Annotated in this window: 20 protein-coding genes; 15 read left to right on the top strand and 5 right to left on the bottom strand. The window is 60.7% G+C overall.

Annotated features, from left to right (window positions below; genetic code table 11):
• Window positions 1-126: 126 nt before the first annotated feature.
• The 3 genes from A7X77_RS21890 to A7X77_RS21880 all read left to right on the top strand — a co-directional run bounded on the left by A7X77_RS21890 (window position 127) and on the right by A7X77_RS21880 (window position 3,872).
• Window positions 127-2,028 (top strand): potassium transporter Kup, encoded by a 1,902-nt coding sequence (locus A7X77_RS21890; protein ID WP_064684932.1) that lies wholly within the window; start codon window positions 127-129, stop codon window positions 2,026-2,028.
• Window positions 2,029-2,069: 41 nt separating this feature from the next.
• Window positions 2,070-2,438: a hypothetical protein gene (locus tag A7X77_RS21885; RefSeq protein WP_064684931.1), complete on the top strand. Its 369-nt coding sequence runs from the start codon at window positions 2,070-2,072 to the stop codon at window positions 2,436-2,438.
• A gap of 75 nt (window positions 2,439-2,513) precedes the next feature.
• Window positions 2,514-3,872 (top strand): DUF882 domain-containing protein, encoded by a 1,359-nt coding sequence (locus tag A7X77_RS21880; protein WP_064684930.1) that lies wholly within the window; start codon window positions 2,514-2,516, stop codon window positions 3,870-3,872.
• Between the two features lie 356 nt (window positions 3,873-4,228).
• Here A7X77_RS21880 and A7X77_RS21875 read toward each other — a convergent pair whose 3' ends face one another.
• Window positions 4,229-4,726 carry a DUF2314 domain-containing protein gene (locus A7X77_RS21875; RefSeq protein WP_064684929.1) on the bottom strand — a complete coding sequence of 166 codons (498 nt, stop codon included), beginning with the start codon at window positions 4,724-4,726 and terminating at the stop codon, window positions 4,229-4,231.
• Between the two features lie 194 nt (window positions 4,727-4,920).
• On the opposite strand from A7X77_RS21875, the gene A7X77_RS21870 reads away from it, so the two are divergent.
• Both A7X77_RS21870 and A7X77_RS21865 read left to right on the top strand, forming a co-directional pair.
• On the top strand, window positions 4,921-5,229 hold the full coding sequence (locus tag A7X77_RS21870) for a hypothetical protein (protein ID WP_245293781.1): 309 nt from the start codon (window positions 4,921-4,923) through the stop codon (window positions 5,227-5,229).
• Window positions 5,230-5,334: 105 nt separating this feature from the next.
• Window positions 5,335-5,661 (top strand): GYD domain-containing protein, encoded by a 327-nt coding sequence (locus A7X77_RS21865; RefSeq protein WP_064684928.1) that lies wholly within the window; start codon window positions 5,335-5,337, stop codon window positions 5,659-5,661.
• Between the two features lie 214 nt (window positions 5,662-5,875).
• Here the strand turns inward: A7X77_RS21865 and A7X77_RS21860 are convergent, their stop codons facing one another.
• The 3 genes from A7X77_RS21860 to A7X77_RS21850 all read right to left on the bottom strand — a co-directional run bounded on the left by A7X77_RS21860 (window position 5,876) and on the right by A7X77_RS21850 (window position 8,674).
• Window positions 5,876-6,418, bottom strand: coding sequence for a GNAT family N-acetyltransferase (locus tag A7X77_RS21860; RefSeq protein WP_064684927.1), 543 nt, complete (start codon window positions 6,416-6,418; stop codon window positions 5,876-5,878).
• A gap of 365 nt (window positions 6,419-6,783) precedes the next feature.
• Complete coding sequence (locus tag A7X77_RS21855; RefSeq protein WP_064684926.1) at window positions 6,784-7,782, bottom strand: ABC transporter permease; 999 nt, start codon at window positions 7,780-7,782, stop codon at window positions 6,784-6,786.
• 40 nt (window positions 7,783-7,822) lie between these two features.
• A complete protein-coding gene (locus A7X77_RS21850) occupies window positions 7,823-8,674 on the bottom strand; it encodes an ATP-binding cassette domain-containing protein (protein ID WP_064684925.1) in 852 nt (283 codons plus the stop codon).
• Window positions 8,675-8,807: 133 nt separating this feature from the next.
• Here A7X77_RS21850 and A7X77_RS21845 point away from each other — a divergent pair, with 133 nt between their 5' ends.
• Both A7X77_RS21845 and A7X77_RS21840 read left to right on the top strand, forming a co-directional pair.
• A complete protein-coding gene (locus A7X77_RS21845; RefSeq protein WP_064684924.1) occupies window positions 8,808-9,788 on the top strand; it encodes an NAD-dependent epimerase/dehydratase family protein in 981 nt (326 codons plus the stop codon).
• 44 nt (window positions 9,789-9,832) lie between these two features.
• Window positions 9,833-10,825 (top strand): sugar-binding protein, encoded by a 993-nt coding sequence (locus A7X77_RS21840; RefSeq protein ID WP_064684923.1) that lies wholly within the window; start codon window positions 9,833-9,835, stop codon window positions 10,823-10,825.
• 39 nt (window positions 10,826-10,864) lie between these two features.
• Here the strand turns inward: A7X77_RS21840 and A7X77_RS21835 are convergent, their stop codons facing one another.
• Window positions 10,865-11,734 carry a LysR family transcriptional regulator gene (locus A7X77_RS21835; RefSeq protein ID WP_064684922.1) on the bottom strand — a complete coding sequence of 290 codons (870 nt, stop codon included), beginning with the start codon at window positions 11,732-11,734 and terminating at the stop codon, window positions 10,865-10,867.
• A gap of 133 nt (window positions 11,735-11,867) precedes the next feature.
• Between A7X77_RS21835 and ampC the strand changes: the two genes are divergently transcribed.
• From ampC to A7X77_RS21795, 8 genes are all read left to right on the top strand, one after another.
• Window positions 11,868-13,028, top strand: coding sequence for a class C beta-lactamase (ampC, locus tag A7X77_RS21830; protein WP_064684921.1), 1,161 nt, complete (start codon window positions 11,868-11,870; stop codon window positions 13,026-13,028).
• A 387-nt stretch (window positions 13,029-13,415) separates the two neighbouring features.
• On the top strand, window positions 13,416-14,369 hold the full coding sequence (locus tag A7X77_RS21825) for an NAD-dependent epimerase/dehydratase family protein (RefSeq protein ID WP_064684920.1): 954 nt from the start codon (window positions 13,416-13,418) through the stop codon (window positions 14,367-14,369).
• A gap of 85 nt (window positions 14,370-14,454) precedes the next feature.
• On the top strand, window positions 14,455-15,633 hold the full coding sequence (locus A7X77_RS21820) for a glycosyltransferase family 2 protein (protein WP_064684919.1): 1,179 nt from the start codon (window positions 14,455-14,457) through the stop codon (window positions 15,631-15,633).
• Window positions 15,627-18,629, top strand: coding sequence for a trifunctional glycosyltransferase/class I SAM-dependent methyltransferase/polysaccharide deacetylase (locus tag A7X77_RS21815; RefSeq protein WP_064684918.1), 3,003 nt, complete (start codon window positions 15,627-15,629; stop codon window positions 18,627-18,629). The genes A7X77_RS21820 and A7X77_RS21815 overlap by 7 nt, the downstream gene beginning before the upstream one ends.
• A complete protein-coding gene (locus tag A7X77_RS21810; protein ID WP_064684917.1) occupies window positions 18,626-19,708 on the top strand; it encodes a glycosyltransferase family 2 protein in 1,083 nt (360 codons plus the stop codon). Before A7X77_RS21815 ends, A7X77_RS21810 begins: the two co-directional genes overlap by 4 nt.
• Window positions 19,701-21,452, top strand: a complete 1,752-nt coding sequence (locus tag A7X77_RS21805) for an ABC transporter ATP-binding protein (RefSeq protein ID WP_064684916.1) — start codon at window positions 19,701-19,703, stop codon at window positions 21,450-21,452. Before A7X77_RS21810 ends, A7X77_RS21805 begins: the two co-directional genes overlap by 8 nt.
• An 11-nt stretch (window positions 21,453-21,463) precedes the next feature.
• On the top strand, window positions 21,464-22,573 hold the full coding sequence (locus tag A7X77_RS21800) for a glycosyltransferase family 2 protein (protein ID WP_064684951.1): 1,110 nt from the start codon (window positions 21,464-21,466) through the stop codon (window positions 22,571-22,573).
• A 1,289-nt stretch (window positions 22,574-23,862) separates the two neighbouring features.
• On the top strand, window positions 23,863-24,069 hold the full coding sequence (locus A7X77_RS21795) for a hypothetical protein (RefSeq protein WP_003542083.1): 207 nt from the start codon (window positions 23,863-23,865) through the stop codon (window positions 24,067-24,069).
• Window positions 24,070-24,166 lie beyond the last annotated feature (97 nt).

Raw genomic sequence — 24,166 nt, 5'->3', positions numbered from 1 at the left:
GGGATGGGCTCCTCTGGATCACAAACAGATGGTACAATACTTCTCTGACATCGTGGTGACCGCCTCGCATTTTCGAATTACTCCGTCAGCGGCGGATCAGGCGCGGACAATTCAACGCGAGGCCCTTTGACCTATCCCCAACTCAGATCACAAGATCCCGAGATCGAACATGAAACCAGTAGCGGCCTTCCTGGCCTGGTGCTCGCCGCCCTGGGCGTCGTCTATGGAGACATAGGCACCAGTCCGCTTTATGCCTTCAGGGAGGCGCTGCATGCGACGGCCGGGAGCGGATCGCATAGAGAGAACGTGCTCGGTATCCTCTCCCTTATTGTCTGGGCGCTGACGATCGTCGTGACCATCAAATATGTTTCCTTCGTCCTAAAGGCGGACAACCGCGGCGAAGGGGGGACGCTTTCCCTGATGACGCTCGCGAGGGAAAGCCTGTCAAAACGGCCCGCATGGATTCTCGTTTTTGGCGTCGCAGGTGCGTCGCTCTTCCTGGGCGACGCTATTATCACTCCGGCCATATCGGTATTGTCTGCCGTCGAAGGCATCCAGGTGGTCGCGCCTGCACTTTCGGCATGGATCGTCCCAATCACCCTGGCGATCATTGCGGTTCTCTTCTTCGTCCAGCGGTTTGGAACGGGCGGCGTCGCTTCGGTGTTCGGTCCCGTCATGGCGCTTTGGTTCGTGGTGCTGGGCGTGAGCGGGACAGTTCACATTGTCGACGATCTGGGTGTTCTCTGGGCAGTGGATCCTCTCCATGCGCTTCGCTACGCCTCTTCCAACGTCGGCACCACGATCACAGTCCTCGGAGCCGTGTTTCTTGCCGTCACGGGAGCAGAGGCGCTGTACGTCGACCTCGGCCATTTCGGTCGGCGACCGATCGTCACCGCCTGGTTCGTGCTTGTATTTCCGTGCCTGTTGCTCAACTACTTTGGGCAGGGCGCCTTCGTACTGGCAAACCCCGAGATGGCAGCCCATCCTTTCTTCGGGATGCATCCCGACTGGGCGAAGCTTCCGATCGTGTGTCTTGCGACCGCGGCAACCGTTATCGCCAGCCAGGCGGTGATATCGGGCGCATATTCCCTTGTACGCCAGGCGATGCACTTGAACCTGCTCCCGCGCCTCCAGATCCTCCACACTTCGGAAACCCACTCAGGGCAGATCTTCATGCCGCAGGTGAACTCGTTCCTCTTCATCTTCGTGGTCGCACTGGTGCTGCAGTTCCGCAATTCTAGCGGCCTCTCCGCGGCATATGGCATAGCCGTCACCGGCGAGATGCTGATCACATCGGTGCTGCTCTACGTCGTCATGCGGCGCATCTGGAACTGGAAAACGATCATCGCCACCGCGGTGGTGCTGCCGCTTGTGATCATCGACGCCGGTTTCCTTGCTGCCAACCTCGCCAAGTTCGCGGAAGGCGGCTGGGTGCCGGTCGCGGTCGCCTGTACGATGGGGCTGATCATGCAGACGTGGATGTCGGGACGCCGATTGCTTGCAGCCCGCACGAAGATGGACGAGATCCCCTTGGCGTCGATCGTCGACAGGCTGGCCCAGAAACAACCGCCAACCGTCCCAGGTACCGCGATATTCCTGACGAGCGACGTCGAGGGCGCACCGACCGCCCTCCTCCACAGTCTGAAGCACTACAAGGTTCTTCACGAGCACAACGTCATCCTCAGCGTGGTGACAGCGGCGACCCCCTTCGTCCCCGACGACGAGAAAATCTTCCTGGAGAGCTTCAATCCGCGCTTCAGCCGCTTGATCATTACGTTCGGCTACATGGAGACGCCGAACATCCCGCGCGCCCTCGTTCTGGTCCGAAAGCTCGGTTTGAAGTTTGACATCATGTCGACGTCCTTCTTCCTCTCGCGCCGGACGATCCTTCCCTCGAAGAGGCGCGGCATGCCGTTGTGGCAGGACCGGCTATTCATCACGCTTGCTCAGAACGCCGGCAATGCGACAGACTATTTCGGGCTTCCAACCGGCCGCGTGGTCGAACTCGGCCTCCAGACGACGATCTGACCCGCGACGGCGTCAGCGCCGCTTCACTAGGAAACGCTTTTTTGTCCGTGTTCGATCTCGTCGCCCTGCTGCTCGTCCACCGCCGGCTTTTCCTGATTCAACCAGCGTATCTCAGGCTTCCGACTTTAAGCGCGGCGAAAGAATTGCAGATGCAGGACTGGAAGAGGATCCGGTTGTACCGCGTGGCAGCGGCTTTGGCGCTTATCGGCGGGGCAGCGGTCTCCCTCCCGGTATTTGCCGCACGCCATGCAAGCCGGACGAACTGCAAGTTCTCAGCCGAACGGCGGCCTCACGTCTTCTGCTTCTCCATCACATCGAGCGGCCAGCACCGGATCTGTTTCGATCACATCATATGGTTCGCAATCCTCAACTCACCGAACTTCCGCATCCGCTCGTTAGTAATTTGTTGACCATAAGCTGGCTTTACTGAGGCTGATGGATGCGGAGTTTCCCGCCCGTCGTCGAGTGTTTGGTGTAAGACGGGATTGTTGGTGTTGAAGTACCCAGTGCAAGAATTGTGGAGCGGAATCGCCGCACTCCTGTCGCGTGCAAAACGCGTTGCAGCGCAGTCCATTCTGCCAGCTCTGTTGGCGCTGCCGGCACTTGTCGGCTCCGCATCATTCGCCGCAGCAGAAGATCGCGCGCTGAAGCTGTTCTTTACCCATACGGGCGAGAAGGCGACGATTACCTACAAGCGGGATGGAAAGTTCGATCCCAAGGGCCTTGCCCAGATCAACCGATTTCTGCGCGACTGGCGAAGGAACGAGCCGACCAAAATGGATCCCCGGCTGCTCGACCTGGTCTGGGAGGTATATAAGCGCAGCGGCGGCAAGGATTATATCCACGTCGTTTCCGCCTATCGCTCGCCTGCTACCAACAACATGCTTCGCAACCGCTCTCGCAGCACCGGTGTCGCCAAGAAGAGCCAGCACATGCTGGGCAAGGCAATGGATTTCTATGTTCCCGGCGTCAAGCTTGCGACGCTGCGTGCAGTTGCCATGCAAATGCAGGTCGGCGGTGTCGGCTATTATCCGACCTCGGGATCGCCCTTCGTGCATCTCGACGTCGGCAATGTCAGGGCCTGGCCCCGCATGTCGCGGCAGGAACTTGCCCGAATCTTCCCGAATGGGCAGACGATGCATCTTCCGGCCGATGGCCGGCCGCTGCCGGGATATAATCAGGCGATTGCCACCCACAGGAAACGCGTCAGCTCCACCTCGATAGAGATTGCCAGCACCGCTGGAGAAGACGAAGATGCGGGAGCATCGCCGAGCGGCGGCGGCACCAATAGCAAGCTCGTGACGGCGCTTCTGCCGACGCCGAAAAGCCGGGCCTTGAATGCGCTGGCGCTGCAGACCGGCGCGGGCGAGCCGGATGACAAAGTCGCCGCTCCGGATGTTGTACCTTTCCGCATCCCAGTACCGGCGATGCGCCCGCCTGCCCTTGCGCATGACGCAGGCGCGGACCACGAACTCAAGACTGCCTCGATCGGCCCGATTGCCGCACTTCCGGAGAGACAGACCTTCTCATTGCCGGCCCACGCACGCTTCCATCCCCGCCTTGTTGCAGCGGAGACCGCCAGGCCGGGCGCTGCCATGATCGCTTCGCTGCCCATGACCGCTTCCTGGGAAGAAGCCAATTTCCTCGGATCGACGTCCGAGGCGGCGCTGATGAAATGGGCGCTGCATTCTCCGGGCGAGGCGATGGGACTGAGCACGCCTCGTGTCTCGCCCCGCACGGTTCATCGCGAGGCTGATGTCGCGACGTCAGCTGAGGATGTTACCCCGGTCGCAGCCGGAGGCCCGTTCGATGCCGGCCGATTTACATCGCCCCCGGAGGGTTGATCGCATTCGTTGGGTTGATGCGCTGCGCCCGTGCCAAAAACGTTCGAATGTCTCCCTCGCCAGCCGGCAGGCAGAAGGCTTTCGAGAAGATGGCGGCGGGCGGCAAGTTTTGTTCGGTTGAGGTCGTGGCCGCCGCTGAATCCCCTCGCTTCGTCTGATAGCGTACAGGAACCTGGCGGATCGCGCGTCGTTATAGCCGTGGGATCGCAAAGGTGGCCCCATTTTTGGGTCCGTCCGCTCTTCCTTCCTGCGCGATCCCGTCCTTTCCCCTGATTGCCCCGTTTCGGCGGGGCTTTCTTATGCCTCATCCAGACGGCGCGCGGTCAGTCGCAGACAATGCCGTAGATTTCGCGATATTAGTCCAACTGTTCTTTCGGGCCGGCCAGCAGCAGCGGGCAAGCGGTATAGTTTCCCTTCACTTTCCCGTTCTCGGTATAGAGCCAGTCGAAAATATCAGACTTCTCGAACGCGACGCGGTCCCCTTGCTTGATGTTGTGGATGTATTCCGGCCTATCGCCCAGAAGAGCGGTGAAATGGTCACCGGATGCCTCGATCTGGTAGACCCACATGAATTCCACATCCGGCGCCATCTGGTCCGTGGTCAGGACCTCGCTCTTGTCCTTGTCCTTGAAACCAAGCTTGAGGCTGTAATTTTCGATTCCCGCCGGGGGGTTGCGGAGTTTCTTGAGAAAGCCGTCCAGCTCCCCTATCGATTTCTCATGGGCTTTGGCCATGGCCGGATCGCCGGGCGCAAGCTGGACGTTTGGATTGTTCTGGGCCAGCGCGCGTTCGGCGGGAATGACCGGAACGGAGAGTACAAGCATTGAGAGGAGTGAAATAACACCGCGCAACATTCGATAGGCCTTAAATTGTTGTGACTATATGAGGCAACACAGCTATCTCAGGTTGATCTTCAATAGCCGCTTGATGCACCGGCGCCGCCGCTGCTAAAGCGTTTTAGCCCTTTGTTTTATGCATGTCGTTGTCCCACAACCGCTGCACATTTCCGGGCGACATGGATCGCCTTCAAATGTTGGGGAGAAGGGTATTGGTTACCGACGAGTGGGTTGAATTGTGGGTCATATTCTGCGCGGCATGCGGCCTTTGCGGCTACAGCTGGTATTGGTGCATCCGGTCGATCATCTTCTACCGCAAAAATGATTATGATTTCAGCCAGGATGTCGGCCCGAAAATATATTGGTCCGCGCGCGGAGGTGATGATCGCCTGCTGGCGACGCCGAGAGCGAAGTTCCTGATCGCCATGCCTTTTTCGGTGCTGGCAAGCTCTTTCATGCTGCTCTTCACAGGTCTGGCTCTGGCGGGGATTATCAAGCCTTGTCTCGATTGCCGTCCATAGCGCTTGGCGGATCATTCCAAAGGAAGGCCCGATACGCCCATCGAGTGACTGGCATTCCCCTCGGCATGAGCGTTTACTGGATCGCTCTGGCGGAGGAGGCAAACCATGGCCATGTATCTCACGCGCTTCAGCTACACGCCCGAGACCTGGGCGCGCATGATCGAAAACCCCGAGGATCGCCGGGGGGCGGCACGGAGCTACATTGAATCCGTCGGCGGAAAGCTGCACGGGTTCTGGTACGCTTTCGGCGAGCATGACGGGTGGAATTTGTGGGAGGCGCCTGACAATGTATCGATGGCCGCTGTCACGCTTGCGATCGGCGCGGGAGGCGCGCTCAGTTCGATTGAGACTACTGTCCTCCTCGACGTCGAGGATACGATCCGAGCCTTGGAAAAGGCGAAGTCGATCCGGTATCGCCCGCCGGCAACGTAGGCCGCGGTACGATTTCAGGCTGAGAGTTCATCAACCACGGCCTGTGGGGCACCCCGCCGCTGGAAATCGATCGGCAACGGCAAGCAGCCTGGGGAAATCTCAGTGAACAACTGAAATCACCGAAATTCCGGCTTCCTCCGCGGCGGGATGAGTGCAGCACAGGCTATCTTGGACGGGATATTGCCCTGGCGGCCGAACAGCATCCAGCGCAGGATCAAGGCTCGAGCGGCTTTCTCATTCTTATGAGAGGCACATTTGCACCGCCGCGGCTGTCTTCCACTCGCTCGATGGCTTGATAACCGCAAACAAGATAGAGCGGTTCACCTGATAGTGTGGCCATCAATTCGATATCACGAAAGCCTTCATTGCGCGCCGCCTCCTCGCAGACAGCCATGATCAGCCGCCCTACGCCACGCCGAGTAAAGTTCGGGTGCGTGTACATCGCCCTTATGCGCGCCGCGTCGTTGGCAGGATCGAGCAGGGCAGCATCGCGGCCGGAAGTGCGATCTCCGCCATACAGTGTTGCTCGTCGGCTCCACCCGCCACAGCCCGCCAAGACGCCGCCGATCTCGACAACAAAATAGGTGCCGTCCTCGATCAACTGGCTATCGAGTCCCATGATGGCTCGGCTCGACGAAATCTGTTCGGGCGTCAGAAAGGCTTTCTGGTTCTCTGAGATGGCCGCATCCATCAACAATTTGAGGTCGGCCAGATCACTATGGCTGGCCAGTCGATGCCTGAGTAGCTGTTGTTCCATCTTGCGCCGACCTTTGACTTTGGCAGCCCGGTTTGGCCAGTCTGCGGCACGTCTTGTGTGGGCAGCCGTGCTTGTGGTCATTGTAACAAGCGGGAGAGTTGAATTGAAGTGCGATCCTATCGCCGGATTACCGCGGCGATCATGCTCAAATCTTCTATCAAAGGGGCAACAGAAGGTCCCGGCTAAACGTCGACCGGCGGCCAGACTTCGGTTTCGCGATCCGGATTGGTGGTTCGTGCGGCTGATCCGCAGCCGAATCCGGATTGTCGGCGCAGGTGGGATGCGCACCAACAATGTCTCTCAGACTCGACGCCGCCGCCAATAGACCCACCGACGGTCAAACCTGCCGAAACCCCGGAATGCGGCTACTCGCTCTGCCTCAAATTCCGGATCCGATCAAACAGCACCGCCAGCACGATCGCCCCGCCGATAAACGTGCCCTGCCAGAAGGCGTTGATGCCGAGCAGGCCGAGGCTGTTGCGGATCACCTCGATCAGCGCGGCGCCGACCAGGGCGCCGAAGGCGGTCCCGATGCCGCCGGCCAGATTGGCGCCGCCGATGACGGCGGCGGCGATCACCTGCAGCTCCATGCCGGCGCCGATATTGGTGGTGACGGCGCCGAGCCAGCCGGTCTGGACGATGCCGGCAATGCCGGCTGAGAGCGCCGAGATCATGTAGACGGCGACCTTGATGCTACGCACGGGAACGCCGGTGAGCGTGGCGGCATGCTCGTTGCCGCCGATCGCGAAGATATAGCGGCCGAAGCGCGTCCAGCGCAGCACGAAGCCGGTCAAGAGCGCCAGGACGATCATATAGAGGACCGGGTTGGCGATGCCGAGAAACCAGGCGCCGCCGCCGAGCGCCAAGAGCTTGTCGTGATCGGGGCCGAACTGGAAGACGACGGTGTTGTTGGAGGCGACCATGGCGAGGCTGCGCGCCACCGACAGCATGCCGAGCGTCACCACGAAAGGCGGAAAATCAAGATAGGCGATCATCACGCCGTTGAAGGCGCCGACCAGGAGCGCCGTGCCGATCGCCGCCGCGATGCCGATTTCGATGCCGTAGCCGGCATGCATGGTCACCGCGAGCACCATGCTGCAGAGGCAGAGCACCGAGCCGACCGACAGGTCGATGCCGCCGGTGATGATGACGAGTGTCATGCCCAGCGCGATGATGGCGACGAAGGTGACGTTGCGGGTGATGTTGTAGAGGTTCTTCGCCGTGGCGAAGGAATCGGTGGCGACGGAGAGGAAGAGGCAGGCGAGGATAACGGCGATCAGCACCCAGAAGGTCTGGCTACCGACGAACTCCGACAGCCGGCTTCGCTCTCTCTGTGCAATCGTCTGGTCGAGGGTAACTGCCATCGTTGACCTTCTTTTCTGCCCGTGAACCAAGCTGCGCCGATCAGACCTGTTCGATGGCGCCTGTTATAAGACCCGTCACTTCCTCCGGCGAACTCGCCGCGATCGCTTTGTCGGCGACCTTCCTGCCGCGGCGCATGACGATCACCCGGTCGGCGACGGTGAAAACGTCAGGCATGCGGTGGCTGATGAGCACGACTGCGATGCCGCGATCGCGCAGCTCGCGGATCAGGTTGAGGACTTCGGCCACCTGACGCACCGATATGGCCGCGGTGGGCTCGTCCATCAGCACGATCTTCGCCTCCGACAGCATGGTGCGCCCGATCGCCACCGCTTGCCGCTGACCGCCGGACATCTGCTTGACGAGATCGCGCGGGCGGGTTTCCGATTTCAGCTCTTTGAAGATCTCGCCGGCGCGCCGGTACATCGTCTTGTAATCGAGGACACGAAACGGGCCAATGCCGCGGCTGAGCTCGCGCCCAAGGAAGACGTTGGCCGCCGCCGTCAGATTGTTGCACAGCGCCAGATCCTGATGGACGATCTCGATGCCGTGCTGGCGCGCCTCGACGGGGCGGTGCATGACAATTTCCTTGCCTTCGAGGCGCATCGTGCCTTCGCTCGGCCGGAAGTTTCCGGCAATCATCTTGACCAGCGTGCTTTTGCCCGCGCCGTTATCGCCCATCAGGCCGACGACCTGGCCGGCTTCGAGCGCAAACGACACGTCATTGACCGCCTGGATGGCGCCGAAATGCTTTGAGATATTGCTGAGTTCAAGAACCGCTGTCAGCCGACCACCCTCCCCGGAACCTGCAGGCCTGCCTTCACTGCCGCGCCCCGTCGGGGCGCCTGCGATCTCGCTTTGCCGATCTCCTCCCGGAAAAGCGCTTCGGCTCATTTATGCAAAAGCGCCAGGAATCGTCAATAAAATGTCGCGTGATAGACCGGCCGAGGTAAAAATCTATTTTACCGCGCAAATACAGATTGACGGCGCAAACGCTGCGATATTAGCTGTTACTGGGAGAGAGAGCATGCTGATCCTTGTCACCGGGGCTACGGGCAAGGTCGGGCGGCGCTTCATAACTGGGCTGCTTGACGAGCCGAGATTTTCCAATGCCCGCATCCGCGCGCTTTGTCACAATCGCGCGCTCCAAGAGACCGACCGCATCGAGGTCGTCAGGGGTTCGATCGCCGACGCCAAGGTCGTTGCGGCGGCGATGGAAGGTGTGACTCATGTGCTGCATCTCGCCACCTGCAAGGAAACGCCAGATGACGTCATGGACGTCACCGTTAAAGGGCTGTTCTGGCTGCTCGAGGCCTTCCGCACGAGCACGAGCGCCCGGCAGTTCATCCTGATCGGCGGGGATGCCGGCATCGGTCATTTCTTCTACCGCCATGACGGGCCGGTGACCGAAAAAACGCCGCATCGCGCCTATCCCGGCTGCTACGCACTCTCCAAGGTGCTGGAAGAGGTGATGCTCGAGCAGTTCGCCATCCAATACGGCATCAATACCTGCTGCCTGCGCGCGCCCTGGATCATGGAGAAGGACGATTTCAAGTTCACGCTGTCCTTCGGCGATGATGTCTTCGGCGGGCCGGACTGGAAGACGTTCGTTCCGCCGCCCGAGGCCGAGCGCTACGCCCGCGAGGGCGCGGTGCCGCTGCTGCGCGATGCTGACGGACGGCCGCTGAAGCGCAATTTCGTGCATGTCGACGATCTTGTCTCGGCGATCTTGGCGGCGATCGACAATCCGCGCGCCAAGGGGGAGCTCTTCAATATATCGATGGATCGTCCCGTCGATTATGGGGAAGTCGCCGCTTACCTCGCCCGCACGCGCGGGCTCGGCTGCGTCGATATCGCAAGCCAGTTTCATTCCAACTGGATGGACAACAGCAAGGCGAAATACCTGCTGGACTGGCGCCCGCTCTACGATCTCGAAAAGCTTATCAATTCGGCCTGGGAATACCAGCGATCAGGGGAGGAGCCTCGCATCGTCTGGTACCCCGGTTGATCAAGCGGCGGGCAATCATGTCCGCCTTTCAAAGGGAGGAAGCTATGAGGAAGGCATTATTGCTTGCAGCTGCTGCGGTGTTGGCGCTGACGGCCGGACAGGCCCTGGCCGCCAAGAAACAGCTGGTCATCGTCGTCAAGGGCCTCGACAACCCGTTCTTCGAGGCGATCAACCAGGGCTGCCAGAAGTGGAACAAGGAAAACGCCTCGGCCGAATATGAATGCTTCTATACCGGCCCGGCATCCACCTCCGACGAGGCCGGCGAGGCGCAGATCGTTCAGGATATGCTGGGTAAAGCCGATACGGCCGCCATCGCCATCTCGCCGTCGAACGCCAAGCTGATCGCCCAGACGTTGAAGACGGCCAATCCGAGTGTGCCTGTGATGACGCTCGATGCCGATCTTGCCGCCGAGGATTCCGCTCTGCGCAAAACCTATCTCGGCACCGACAATTATTTGATGGGAGCGCGGATCGGCGAATATATCAAGAAGGCCAAGCCGAACGGCGGCAAGATCTGCACCATCCAAGGCAATCCCGGCGCCGACAACATCCTGCGGCGCGCCCAGGGCATGCGCGATACGCTGAGCGGCCAGAAGGGGCTCGCCGCCCTGAAGGGCGAAGGCGGCTGGACGGAAGTGGCCGGCTGCCCGGTCTTCACCAATGACGACGGCGCCAAGGGCGTGCAGGCGATGACCGACATCCTCGCCGCCAATCCCGACCTCGACGCCTTCGGCATCATGGGCGGCTGGCCGCTGTTCGGCGCCCCGCAGCCCTATCGCGACCTGTTCAAGCCGATGGCCGACAAGATCGCCAAGAACGAGTTCGTCATCGGCGCCGCCGACACGATCGGCGAGGAAGTGGCGATCGCCAAGGAAGGGCTGGTGACCGCGCTGGTCGGCCAGCGGCCGTTCGAAATGGGCTACAAGGCGCCGACCGTGATGATGGACCTGATCGCGGGAAAGAAGGTCGACGATCCTGTCTTTACCGGGCTTGACGAGTGCACCAAGGATACGGTGGATACCTGCATTCAGAAGTGATGCGGCTGGGAGCGTCCGCCCGAGCGGACGCTCCGGACATCACGCTTGCGCAAAGAGCCAATCGGAAAAGGCGCGCATGGCCGGGGTGACCGGCCGTGACTGCAGGCGCGTCAGCCAGTAGCTGCCGAGCGATATGGTGGTGGCGAAGGGCTGAACGATCGCGCCCGATGTGAGATGCCTGGAGAACATGGAAGGTGGCGCCAGCGCCACGCCAAGCCCCTGGAGCGCGGCCTCCATCATGCCGACCGAGGAATCGAAGACGATGCCGGCATTGACCTGCGTCGCTGGGGGCACGCCGGCGGCGGCAAACCAGGTGCTCCATTCATCGGTGCGGTAGCTGCGAAGCAGCGTCGCCCCGGCAAGGTCTGCCGGCGACCGCAGATCCTCGGCCAGTTTGGGAATGCAGAGCGCCGAAAGCGGCGCCTCGAACAGGCGCTGCGCCTCCGTGCCGTGCCATGAGCCGCTGCCGAAGCGGATGGCGAAATCCAAGCCTTCGGCGGCGGGATCGACGCGGTTGTTGTTGGTCGAAACCCGAACATCGATGAAGGGATGCCGGCGCTGGAAATCCGCAAGCCGCGGCAGCAGCCAGCCGACGGCGAAGGTGCCGACGACGCCGAGGAACAAGAGCTCGCGCACCTGGCCGGCCTCGATCCGATCGAGCGTCGTCGCCATTTGGTCGAAAGAGGCGGTCACCGTCGGCAGCAGCGCTTCGCCCTCCGCGGTGATCTTCAAGCCGCGGGGCAGACGCTGGAACAGCGCCACGCCCAACCGCTTCTCCAAGCCCTTGACCTGCTGACTGACCGCCGCCTGGGTGACGCAGAGCTCGATTGCGGCGCGGGTGAAGCTCAGGTGCCGTGCCGAAGCCTCGAAGGACCTGAGGCCGTTCAGCGGGAGGAATGGGCGAACCATTAAATTCTCTATTAAGGCCTAGAAATTCTTGGAGCTGCTGCGAGATATCATCGTTTGTCGTTGGAAAACAGCGCCGCTACACGCCTATTCGGGCGCATTTTGCGCCGCATGCGACCGCTTGGCGATTTGGAGGATGACTGTGAGAAACCTTGGCATAAAAATTTTCTCGGCCGCTGTGATCTCGGCATGCGCTTCCGGAGGCGGCTTTGCCGCCGACGAGGCGAAAGTGAGAACGATCGCGGATGAGGCGATCAAGCCGATCATGGAAAAATACGCCATCCCTGGAGTGGCCGTCGGCATCACCGTCGATGGCCAGGATCTGGTCTTCACCTATGGCGTCGAATCGAAGGAGACGGATAGACCGGCGGCGCCGACCACGCTCTTCGAACTGGGATCGATCAGCAAAACCTTCACCGCGACGCTCGCCTCCTACGCCGAAGCGACGGGAGACCTTTCTTTGTCCGACCCGGTAGGCAAACATCTTCCCGCGATGAACGGACGGCCGTTCGGCGATGTCGCGCTGATGGATCTCGCCACCCACACGGCCGGCGGCTTTCCGCTGCAGGTGCCCGACGAGATCAAGAGCGAAGGCCAGCTGACGGAGTTTCTCGCCGCCTGGCGCCCCTCCTACCCGGCGGGAACCCACCGCAGCTATGCCAATCCGAGCATCGGCATGCTCGGCTTCATCACCGCGAAAGCCATGCGCGGCGATTTCGTGGATCTGATGGAGGGCAGGCTGTTTCCCGCGCTCGGATTGAGCAACACCTATCTGACAGTGCCGAAGTCGCGGCAGGGCGATTACGCCCAAGGCTATAAGCGTAGCGGCGAGCCGGCCCGGCTGACGCCGGGCCTGCTGTCCGCCGAAGCCTATGGCGTGCGGTCCACCGCCGGCGACATGATCCGCTTCGTCGGCGCCAATATGGGCCTGGCCAAGCTCGACGGGAAACTGCAGCAGGCGATCGACAAGACCCACACCGGCTATTTCAGCGTCGGGGCGATGACCCAGGATCTGATCTGGGAGCAATACGCCTATCCCGCCACCCTGCAGAGCCTGGTTGAGGGCAATTCGGCGGCGATGCTGAAGACTATTCCTGTCGCTGCGCTGCAGCCGCCGATGAAGCCGCGTGGCGATGCCTGGATCAACAAGACCGGCTCGACCAACGGCTTCGGCGCCTATGTCGCCTTCATCCCCAGCGAGCGCCTCGGCATCGTCATCCTCGCCAACAAAAACTATCCCAACGAGGACCGGGTTGCCGCGGCCTATCGGGTATTGACGACGCTGGCGGCCGATTGATCGAAAACAGGGTCACGGACGCGGGAGAGGCTGCATGCCGGGTCTTGCGTCCATCCGAACCGATGCGCTGTCCGATTAAAAGTCGGACTTTAGCCCGATGCGCGCTTTCGCCTTTATGATAGAGAATTTGCCGGTGAGGAATATGCTGCGGTGCAACAGGGCCACAATATTGCCAAATACACCGCGAAAATTGAGCCGGGTGGCAGCAGGTACATACTCTGGGTCGCAGCCCTGGCCCTCAATAGGGATGATACTACCTGGGGTAATGTGAATTAACAATTAAGATTAATAGGCGAGTATTTTTTAGAATTATTCGAGGTAATTGCCAGTTCTTTCAGGCGATGCTAATGAATACTCACCTTTTCTTAAGTCAAGAGGCGCAATCCAGTGAAAAGCGTGTTGATATCTGGCGGAGCAGGGTTCATCGGTTCGCATCTCTGCGATCGGCTTTTGCTTCGAAATGACGTTCAGAAACTCGTCGTTGTTGATAATCTCTGGACAGGACTTTTTGAGAATATTTCGCACATCAGGGATCCCCGCTTTCATTTCGTGAAATCGGACGTCGAGACCTTGCAGAGCTCGGAGAAATTCGACGAGATTTACCATCTCGCCTCCCCGGCTTCACCGCCCTGGTACATGAAGGAGCCGAAGAGGACGATTTCGGCGAACCTGCTCGGCGCCTTCCGGCTTCTCGATCTGCTGAAGAAGGGCGGGCGTTTCGGTTACACCTCCTCCTCGGAAATCTACGGAGACCCACTGGTGTCGCCGCAGCCGGAAACCTACAAGGGCCAGGTCGACTGTACCGGGCCGCGCTCGTCCTATGACGAGAGCAAGAGATGCACGGAAGCACTGCTGTTCGAGATGCAGCGCACCAAGGGGCTGAACGTCAAGGTCATCCGCCCCTTCAATATTTATGGTCCGCGCACCCGGCCTGACGACGGCCGCGCCGTCTCCAACTTCGTCACCCAGGCGCTTTCGGGCCGCCCGATCACCGTGTTCGGCGACGGCAAGCAGTCGCGCAGCTGGGGCTATGTCGATGACATCGTCGACGGTTTCGCACGCTATTTCTGGATCAACGAGACCGACTATAAGGGGCCTCTGAATATCGGCAACGACCGCGAGATCACCGTTCTCGAAGTCGCGAAATATGTTTCCAAGCTGGTCGGCGGCGTGCCGATCGTCTTCGAGCCATCGCCGCCGCAGGATCCCACCAACAGGCGGCCGGACCTGACAAGAGCCTACGCCGTCATGCCCGAGTGGTCGTGCAAGGTCAGCTACGAACAGGGCGTGGCGATGACGCTCGACTGGTTCAGAGAAAAGATAAAGGTGGGCGCGGCGTAATCATCGTCCGGATTTCAAGCCCCTTCCCGCATTCCGGGCGCGGCTTTGTGCCGGCCTGTGCTCGTGATGCGTTGAGAGAGTAACGATGCAGGAAATCATTCCGTCCGATCTGGCGACTGTCAATTTTCCCGTACCGATTCACTATCTCGATCTCGCGTCGCATCAGCCGGATGCCGGCGCGGCGCCGATATCGGCCGGGCTCGTGGTTTTTCTCGCCGACGGCCTGCCCGTCGGACAGGCCTATGTCGACGGGGCCGAGCCCGCGGCCGAGCTTGCCGGCCGTGTCGTGCGGCCGGAGACGCTCGCGCATGCGCGCCAGGTGGCGCAGACAACCCTGCAAAATCGCGACGTCAGCATTCTGATCTGCACCAAGGACCGGCCGGAAGAACTGCGCCGGTGCCTCGCCTCGATCCCCGAACAATCGCTGAAGCCGGCCGAGATCATCGTGGTTGACAATGCGTCTTCAGGCGATGCGACCCGCCGCGTCGTCGAAGAAGCGGGCGCCAACTATGTCCGCGAAGACCGGGTCGGGCTAGATTTTGCCCGCAATGCCGCCATCCGCGCGGCCAAAACCGAATTCGTCGCCTTTACCGATGACGACGTCGTTCTCCACCAGCGATGGCTGGAGAGCCTGATGAAGGCGTTCGACCGGCCGGAGATCGGCTGCGTCACCGGGCTGATCCTGCCCGGAGAACTCGCAACGCCGGCGCAGTTCATCTTCGAAAAGCACTGGGGTTTCGGCCGCGGTTACATCAGGCAGGATTTCGGCCGGGATTTCTACGACAGCCACAGGCGCTACGGCGCGCCGGTCTGGACGATCGGCGCCGGCGCAAGCCAGGCCTTCCGCCGCAAGGTGTTCGACGAGATCGGCCTGTTCGACGTCCGCCTCGATATGGGGGCGGCCGGCTGCTCGGGCGATTCCGAATATTGGAACCGGCTGCTGCATCACGGCCATGTCTGCCGCTACGAGCCGACCGCGGTTTCCTGGCACTTTCATCGCAAGGATATGCGGGGGCTCGCCAGGCAGATCCAGCAATATATGAGCGGCCATATCGCCGCGCTGTTGGTGCAGTATCAAAACACTGGCAACGGCGGCAACCTCCGGCGAATCCTCATCTCTTTCCCGAAATATTTCGCCGGCAGGCTGCGCAAACGCCTACGCAGGGGCGCCACCTCGCGCGATTTCTTCCTGAAGCAGGAGATGCTCGGCAGCGTCTACGGCGCGCTCTACGTTCTGCGCCGCTGGAAGATGCGCGCATGGTGACAGCTGTGACGCCGGACATTTCCTTCCTCATTCCTGCTTATAACGCCGAGGACACGCTTGCCGAAGCGCTTGCCAGCCTGCAGCGGCAGACGCGGACGAACTGGCAGGCGGTGGTCGTCGACGACGGTTCGAGCGACCGCACCTGGGAGCTGCTTGAGGCGATTGCCGCAGCCGACAGCCGCATCGTCGCCGCCCGCCAGACCAATGCCGGCGCTGCGGCGGCCAGAAACCACGCCGCCCGACTCGCCACCGCCCCTCTGCTCTGCATGCTCGATGCCGACGACTGGCTGGACCCGGCTTTCATCGAAACCATGCTGCCGATGACCGAGGATAGATCGCCGCCGGCCATCGCCTATTGCTCCTACCGCCGGGTCGCCCCGGATGGCCGGCGGATGCCGGTGGAACAGGCGCCCCTGCTCGCCGGCGATGCCGCCAGGCGCGAATTCTCGTCCTTCTGTGCGCTCGCCATTCATACGGTAGTCTTTCCCAAAAGCCTTTTCGAGCAGGTCGGCGGCATGGATGAGCGTCTGCAGACCTGCGAGGAGTGGGATCTCTGGCTGCGCATGGCTTTTGCAGGCGTAGAATTTCGCCGTGTCGACGCCTGCCTGGCTTTTTATCGCATGAAGCCGGGCTCGCTTTCCGGCGATCCGGCGAAACTGGTGCGTGACGCCATTTGCGTGACGACGAAGGCCGAGGCGCTGCGCCGGCAGCACGGCTTGCCCGCCGAAGGTTCGGAGACCGGCTGGATCACGCCTGCCGTCAGCCGATTGCGCATGCTCGTCTGGGTCATCGCGGCCAAGCACGATCCGAGCCTGGATATAGCGGCCCTCGCCGCACTGCTGCCGGACATCCCGGATGCCGCAGGCTATGAGAGCTTCTTTGCCGGCGTGATCCTGCACGGCCTGCAGACCGGCCTGCTGCCCGACCTGGCCGACGATCTCATGGATGCGCCCGAGCAATGGTGGCCGACTTTGCGTCTGCTCGTCGAGCTGATCCAGCGGCATTCCCTGCCCGGCACCGGCCGCAAGATCCTCGAAGCCGCCGCCTGGCAGTTATCCGCCGGCAACCTGCGGCGATCCTTCACGCTCGGCACGATCCAGGTGGTGAGCGTCGAGCTCGGCGCGCTTTCCAGGGTCACCAGGGCCGAACAGGCCGATACGCTGATCATGCACGCTTTTTCCGGCGACGAGCATATCGGCACCTTTGTCGGGCCGCTCTGGGGCGATCTGTCGATCCGGGCGCAAACCCGGCTGATCATGCAGGAGATGCGGGCGGGAGAGCATTTTCAGACCCCTCGCACGTTCGCCTATGCCGGTGCGTGGACGAGGGAGGCGCTGCGCGGCTACCGAAACTTCGGCGGTCTCGTCATCCGCGGCGGCCGGCGCCGGGCGCGCCTCGAAAAGCTTCTGGTGCGAACCGGCCGCGATGCCATGCTTGCCCGGGCGCCAAGCGACGAGCAGGATAATGACGCCCGTCTCTCCGACATTCTGCACGATCTCAAACGCAGCCTGCCGCCGCATGTCGGCCCTGCCGCCGGGCCGCGGGCGGAGAAGGAAAGGCAAAATCCTCCGCCTCAATCCGCAGAGGAATATTGGGAGCATGTGTTCGAACGCCCGGATCCCTGGAACTACCTCTCGGTCTACGAGCAGGTCAAATATGCGCAGACCTTGAGCCTCGTTCCGCAAGGCACGGAGACGGCCCTGGAACTTGCCTGCGCCGAAGGGATTTTCACCGAGAAGCTGGCTCGAGAGGTCGGCCGGGTGACAGCCGCCGATATTTCGCAACGGGCGATCGACAGGGCGACCAAGCGCTGCCGCGACCTGCCCAATGTCGAGCTCCGGGTTCTCGACTTCGTCAGGCACGAGCTTCCCTCCGATCAGGATCTCATCCTCTGCTCCGAAGTGCTTTATTACATGAAGGACGAGCAGATGCTCGCGGACGTCTGCCGCAAGATGGCGGCGGCGCTAAAGCCCGGGGGCTGTCTGATCACCGCCCATCCGCATCTCCGCCGGGACGAACCCGGCCGAACGGGTTTCGATTGGGACCATCCCTTCGGCGTCGCAACGATCAAGCGGGTCTTTACCGAACAGGCCGGGCTTGCCCTCGAAGAGACGATCGACACCGCGCTTTACGCCATCCACCGCTTCCGCAAAGCCACCGTGGCCGATCCCGTCCTGCGGATCGAGACGCATGGAACGCCGATGGACGTCGATGTGGCAAAGCACATCATCTCGGGACCGGCGGGCGTCGCGCGCGAGGCGGCATGGGCAACCGAGGTGACGACCTCCATCCCCATCCTGATGTATCATCGCATCGCCGAGCACGGCCCCGCCGCGCTGCGGCGCTTCCGCACGCCGCCGGAAATGTTCCGCAAGCAGATGCAATTCCTGCGCCGGCATGGCTATTACGCCGTGACGGCGCCGTCGCTCGCCAATCTTTTGCGCAGCGGCAAGCCGATCCAGGGCCGGCCCGTCATGCTGACCTTCGACGACGCCTATCTCGATTTCCGCACCAACGCCTTCCCGATCCTGGCCGAGAATGACTTCAGCGCCGACGTCTTCGTCGTCACCGACAAGGTCGGCGGCCGCTCGGACTGGGATTGCGCCTATGGCGAGTCAGCGGCGCTGATGGCGTGGCCGGATCTGCAGGAACTGCAAGAGAAAGGCATCAGCTTCGGCTCCCATCTCGCCTCCCACACGCCGGCGAGCGCGATGGAAAACGATGCCTTGCTCGCCGAAGCCCTGCGGTCGCGCCATGCGCTGGAAAGCCGGCTGGGCGGTTCTGTGGTTTCGATAGCGCTGCCCTACGGCGCCACCGACTTCAGGGTGCCGGGCATTCTTTCCCTTGCCGGCTACACGATCGGCTTCACCACACGCGCCGCGACAGCCGCCTTTTCCGACAATGTCTTCGGTCTGCCGCGCCTCGAAGTCCGCGGCGACCGGCCGCTTGAAGCCTTCCCGGCACTGATGGGCCTGCCCGGAGCCTTTATCGGATGACAATCATCGCCACTGCAGCGCCCCTTGTGATCACCGTCGTCATTCCGGCCTACAACGCGGAAAAGACGCTTCTCGAAACGTTGCAAAGCGTCTCGAACCAAACCTACGACAAGCTCGAAATCCTTGTGGTCGATGACGGGTCGCGGGACGGCACCTTTGCGCTTGCGAACGACTATAGCCTCACCGACCGCCGTGTCCGGGTTCTCCGGCAGGCCAATGGCGGCGTCGCCCGCGCCCGCAACCACGGCATCGGCGAGGCGCGGGGCGTCTATGTGGCGCCTGTCGATGCCGACGACATATGGCATCCCGAGAAGATCGAGCGCCAGCTGCAGTCGCTGCAAAAATTTCCCGGCGGCCAAGGCGTCGCCTACAACTGGTATGCGGCGATCGACGAAAACGGCGTCATTTTCGGCCATTCACGCCCGGTCCTGCATGAGGGCAACATCTTCGAACCGCTGCTACGGGAAAACTTCATCGGCAATGGCAGCACGCCGTTGATGCCGCGCGCCGAGGTTCTGCGCTGCGGCGGTTACGACGCCGGACTGCGCGACAGCGGCGCCGAGGGCTGCGAGGATCTGAAGCTCTATCTCGCTCTCGCCGAGAGCCTGCCCTTTGCGCTGGTTCCCGATTTCCTCACCGGTTATCGCTTCACCCGGGGAAACATGTCGAGCAACGCCCATCGGATGCTGAAATCCCACGCCCTGGTGATGGCGCCAATCATCGACCGCTACCCGCATCTGCGGCGCGATATCGAGACCGCCAAATTCAACACGACGCACTGGTATTTCAACAAGGCCCTGGCAAACCGCGATTACGCCCAGCTCAGGAAGCTGGCGCCGATGATGGCGGGACAATATGGCCCGCACTTGATCGTCCATAGCCTGCGGCAGAGCTTTCGTCTGGCAAAACGCCATGGCGTGCGCATTGCAAAACATATCCTGCGAAAGCCTTCGGCCCGATCGAAGACCCGCGTTGCCGGTGCGGCCGCTCCGCAGGCAGGCACGCTGTTCAGCGATCGTTTCATGTCGCTCGGCGGCGTGCTCAGCCCGACATCGTCGCGGATGGTCGACAATGAATAGGTTTCGCACATCCGCCTCCCGGCCGGCCGGCGCCTACAACATGGTCATCGCGGCCCGCTACCGCGAGCTTCTGCAGCTCGTGCCGGCGTTGCGGCTGAAGATGACGGTGATGATCATCCTCGGCATTCTCACCGGATTTTCGGAGATGGTCGGCATCACCTTTCTGGTGAGCCTGGTCTTTATTCTCGGCCAGCAGGGCGCAGGTTCCGGTTCCGCCGTTGCCGGGCTTCCGGCGATTTTCGGCGGCGTCGACCTCAGTCTTTCCAAACCGGTGCTGATCGGCATCCTCATCACCTCCATCCTGCTGCGCATTCTTCTCGGATTCGTCAACTCGCTGATCACAAGCGCGATCAACCACAAGATCAGCGATCGCATGCGCGATCGTCTCTACGCCAAGATCCTGACCATCCCGTTCCAGCGCTTTCAGCACTATGAGCGCAGCGATCTGATCAATGTAATCGCCACCGAAGCCTATGCGGTATCCTCGGCCCATGCGAGCCTGGTGCGTCTCGGTGTCAATTTCGGCACGATCGTCATCTTCGGCATCGGCATGCTTGTCATGGCCTGGCCGATCGCCTTGCTCGGGCTTGTCTTCGGCTTTGTCCATAACTTCGCCTTGGGGTTCTTTGCCGGGGCCTATCGGCGTCTCGGCGCTTCGGCGCTGGCCGCTGTCGAAGCCTTGACGCAGCTGAGCTGGACCACGCTGCAGACCTTGAAGGCGGTCAAAAGCTTCGGCCTCGAGCAGCGCCACCAGCAGCTCTTCGCGACACTATCCAGCGAAGTCGGCCGGACCTGGCGCCACTCGGACTGGATGGGGGCCGCGACCTCACTGTTGAGCGAAATCCTGACGTTTGGGGTCATCCTGACGATCATCCTGTCCTCGGAATTCCTGCCGGTGGATTTCAAGGCAGCGCTTTCGGCCACCATCCTGCTTTACCGGCTCCAGCCGCACATCAAGGGATTCGACTCCCAGATTCTGCGCCTTTACGAGATGGAAGCGTCTCTGCAGAACGTCCTGGCGCTGCTTTCCGAAAAGGACGACGCCAAGCAGGTGGCGCAAGGGGTGCCGGTCACCCGCCTGGCGGAAGCCATCGTCTTCCACGACGTCTCCTTCACCTATGAGCAGGCGAATGCCCCGGCCGTTCAAAACCTCAACTTTTCGATCAAGGCAGGCGAAACGACGGCTCTGACCGGACCAAGTGGCTCCGGCAAAACGACAATCCTCAACATGATCCTCGATCTCACCCGGCCGACGCGAGGCCGGATCACGCTCGACGGCAGGGACCTCGCCGATGTCGACCGCGCGAGCTGGCTGCACCTGCTCTCGGTCTCGGGCCAGGATGTCGAACTGATGGAGGGCACGGTCCTCGACAACATCCGCTTCCGTCGGGATATCTCCGATGAGGACGTCAGGTGGGCCGCCGATGTCGCCTGCGCCACGGAATTCATCGAAAATCTGCCGGAAGGCTTCGACGAATGGCTGGGCGACGAGGCTGTGCGGCTGTCAGGCGGACAGCGCCAGCGCATCGGCCTGGCGCGCGCGCTGGCCGGCCGGCCGCAGATCCTGCTCCTGGACGAAGCCACGAGCGCGCTCGATGAAAATACCGAAATGCGGGTGTTTTCGGCAATCAAGGAAGATGCCGGCCGAACGCTGATCGTCGTCAGCCATCGCCCTGCGGTCGCCAGGATGATGAAGAACCAGATCGATCTACGCCCGCCGACACTCGCATCGAAACTCGGGTGACGGCGATGGTGATGGAGATGTCGACCAGGTCGGAAATTTTGGTGGCGGTCGTGATCCCCGCCTACAATGCCAGTGACTATATCGCCGAGACGCTTCAGTCCGTCATCGATCAGACCCACAAGGCGCTGGAGATCATTGTCGTCGACGACGGCTCGACCGACGAGACGGCCTCCATCTGCCGCCGCTTCGCCGCCGACGATCCGAGGATCCAGCTTCTATCGACGGAAAACCGCGGCGTCGCCGCGGCGCGCAATACCGGGATCGCAGCATCGAAGGCCGGATATCTCGCCTTCCTGGATGCGGACGACCTCTGGCATCCGACATATGTCGAAAGAATGCTGTCGGCGCTCCATCCCCTGCCCGAGGCCTGGGGCGCGGTCTATGCCCTTCACCGTATGGTCGATTCCGAGGGATATTGCACGCGGTCCGGCTCGTCGCTCAGCGCCCGGGAATCCATTCTCATCCGCCATCTCGTCTTCCGCTTCGTCGGCAATGGCAGCGGCTTCATGGTGCGCCGTGCCGTCATAGACAAGATCGGCGGCTACGATCCGAGCTATGCCAATCAGGGAATCGGAGGATGCGAAGACTTCGATTTCGAACTTCGCACCGCCGAGCATTTCAAGATCGAGGCGGTGCCACTCGGCCTGGTGGGCTATCGCGTTCACGCCGCGGCCATGTCCGCCGACAGATCCCGAATGGCGCAATCGCTTCTGGCCGTCTATGAGCGATGCGTCGCCCGCAATCCGCAGCTTCCTGCTTTCGTCGTCAGCTGCGCCCGCGCCTCGGCCCACCTCTATGCATTCTCAAAATTTGCGGCGTTGAAAGATTGGCACAGCGCCGCAGCCTCGCTCAAGCACGTCTATCGTCATAGTCCCTTGCTTGCTGCCAGCGTCATTACCAAACTGATCTTTTCAAAAGCCGCCAGAGCCGCAAACAGGGCGTTGTCGAAAGCCCGGCCGCTCTGGCGGCAAAAGCAGAAGAAATTCAAAAAATTCGAGGAAATAGACCCTGTTATCCCACTGGTTGGCGGATGGTCACGTTTCCGAACGAAGGCCTTGTTCCGGCGCTTGTCGGAGATCGACCGTTGCGGCGGAGATTGCGCTGCGACCTCGAAGAGATAATGCATTGTCGCCCGGAAGGGTGCAGCGGTACCGGGACAACGACATGCATCAAGACAAAGGACAAAAGGCGTCGCATGCTTCATATTTGACGTAACGCGCTTTAGAGCATTTCCGGTTCTGAAGGCCGGCACCTCCAATCCGTTGCCAACTTATTTCTTAATTACTCAGTACAAATCGAACACGGCGAAAAATATCTGTGGTCGCGAAAATGACAAAACTGTGGGAAACTATAATCTACCGATAATAGTCTGTGACAATATCAAGATTAAGCGCAATCATAGCTACGCACTGCGGAAGAAGCCCTACCAGAGGACCCGTCAACCACCCCGGCGGGTCCTCACCTTTGCGAGGGACAGGTTGCAGCGGGGCAACCGTTATGATCGCTGCATCGAATAAAGAAGTGCTGCGCCGACAGCGGTATTCCCCGTTGCGATGGCCTTGCGCAGACCTGTCTATCCGCAAGTAATGACCGGACTCGCGCTCGGCGCCAAGTGCTTCCGCTTGGCGACGAAATTACTGAACAGAAAATTCGCCCCCATAGAGATAATGTCGTTATTATAAAGTGATAGACCAGCTCATCTTTATTATTGAAATAAGCACATCTTGCCGCTATTAACCATAAACAGTTCAGTCATCACAAAACCAACTCTTAAATACAACCATTATCTGAAATATATATTTTTACCTTTTGATAAAATTTTAATTTTATCTTATTTATTATCCGAAGTTATTTCACATGCCGCTCAACGGCACCGCCTTACATCCTTGTCGAAAAAACATAAGACATCCTCACATTCTTTTCCCGTTTCCTTCGCCTCCATGGCGCGGCCAGGCAACACTTGGGAAGGAGCAGTCAGGAGCAAATCGACGATCTCGGCATGAGCCGGCCTCGATAGTGCGCAACACAATTCAAACTTCGGAGAATGATGATCGTGAAGGCGAACGGAGATTTAACTCTTGAAAAATCAAAGAATTACGCAGGTCATCCCACAGCAGCCAGACCGGCATCGGCAAGCCTTCGACCGGTCACTTCAAATCCGCCAGGTGGCCCGAGACCAAAGAGCCGCAGGCTCAGAGACACCCACTCTCGTCGAGCGACGCCCGGCGTGAACAGTCAATCCACCTGCGCGAATGACTTCGCTCAATTCAACACACCCAAATGCCTTTGACTGACCAAATCTGTGTCGAAATGGTCGCACCGCGTCATTGAATTAACCGTTCGTAAAGCATTTACTTGCTCAACTTATAATTTGTGTCATGGTCACTGCAAGTAGTGAGGAGCCGACCTGATGAGTGATATAGCATCGCAGATTCCGGAATTTGGTTATGATGAACGCGTGATGATCTGCCGGAAGCAGATCGAGAAAGCGGTTTATCAGTTCATTGCAAACACGAAGGTCGAGGGGTGCGATCCGGCGGAAGTCGCAATGGCCATCGCGGACATTGCCGACGATTACATTTTACTGCTGGCTCAGAAGCGCAATTTGACCCATTGAGATCAGGGATCGGCCGGCCCGGCCGATCAGACGACCACTGAGACCAAACTCGCCGCCGTCTCCCCGCCCGGAGACAACGTCAACGAAACCGCTTACC

Source organism: Rhizobium bangladeshense (assembly GCF_001662075.1).
Lineage (GTDB): Bacteria > Pseudomonadota > Alphaproteobacteria > Rhizobiales > Rhizobiaceae > Rhizobium > Rhizobium bangladeshense_B.
Note: the sequence above shows the minus strand (reverse complement) of the source record. Positions and strands in the feature narration are given on the sequence as shown.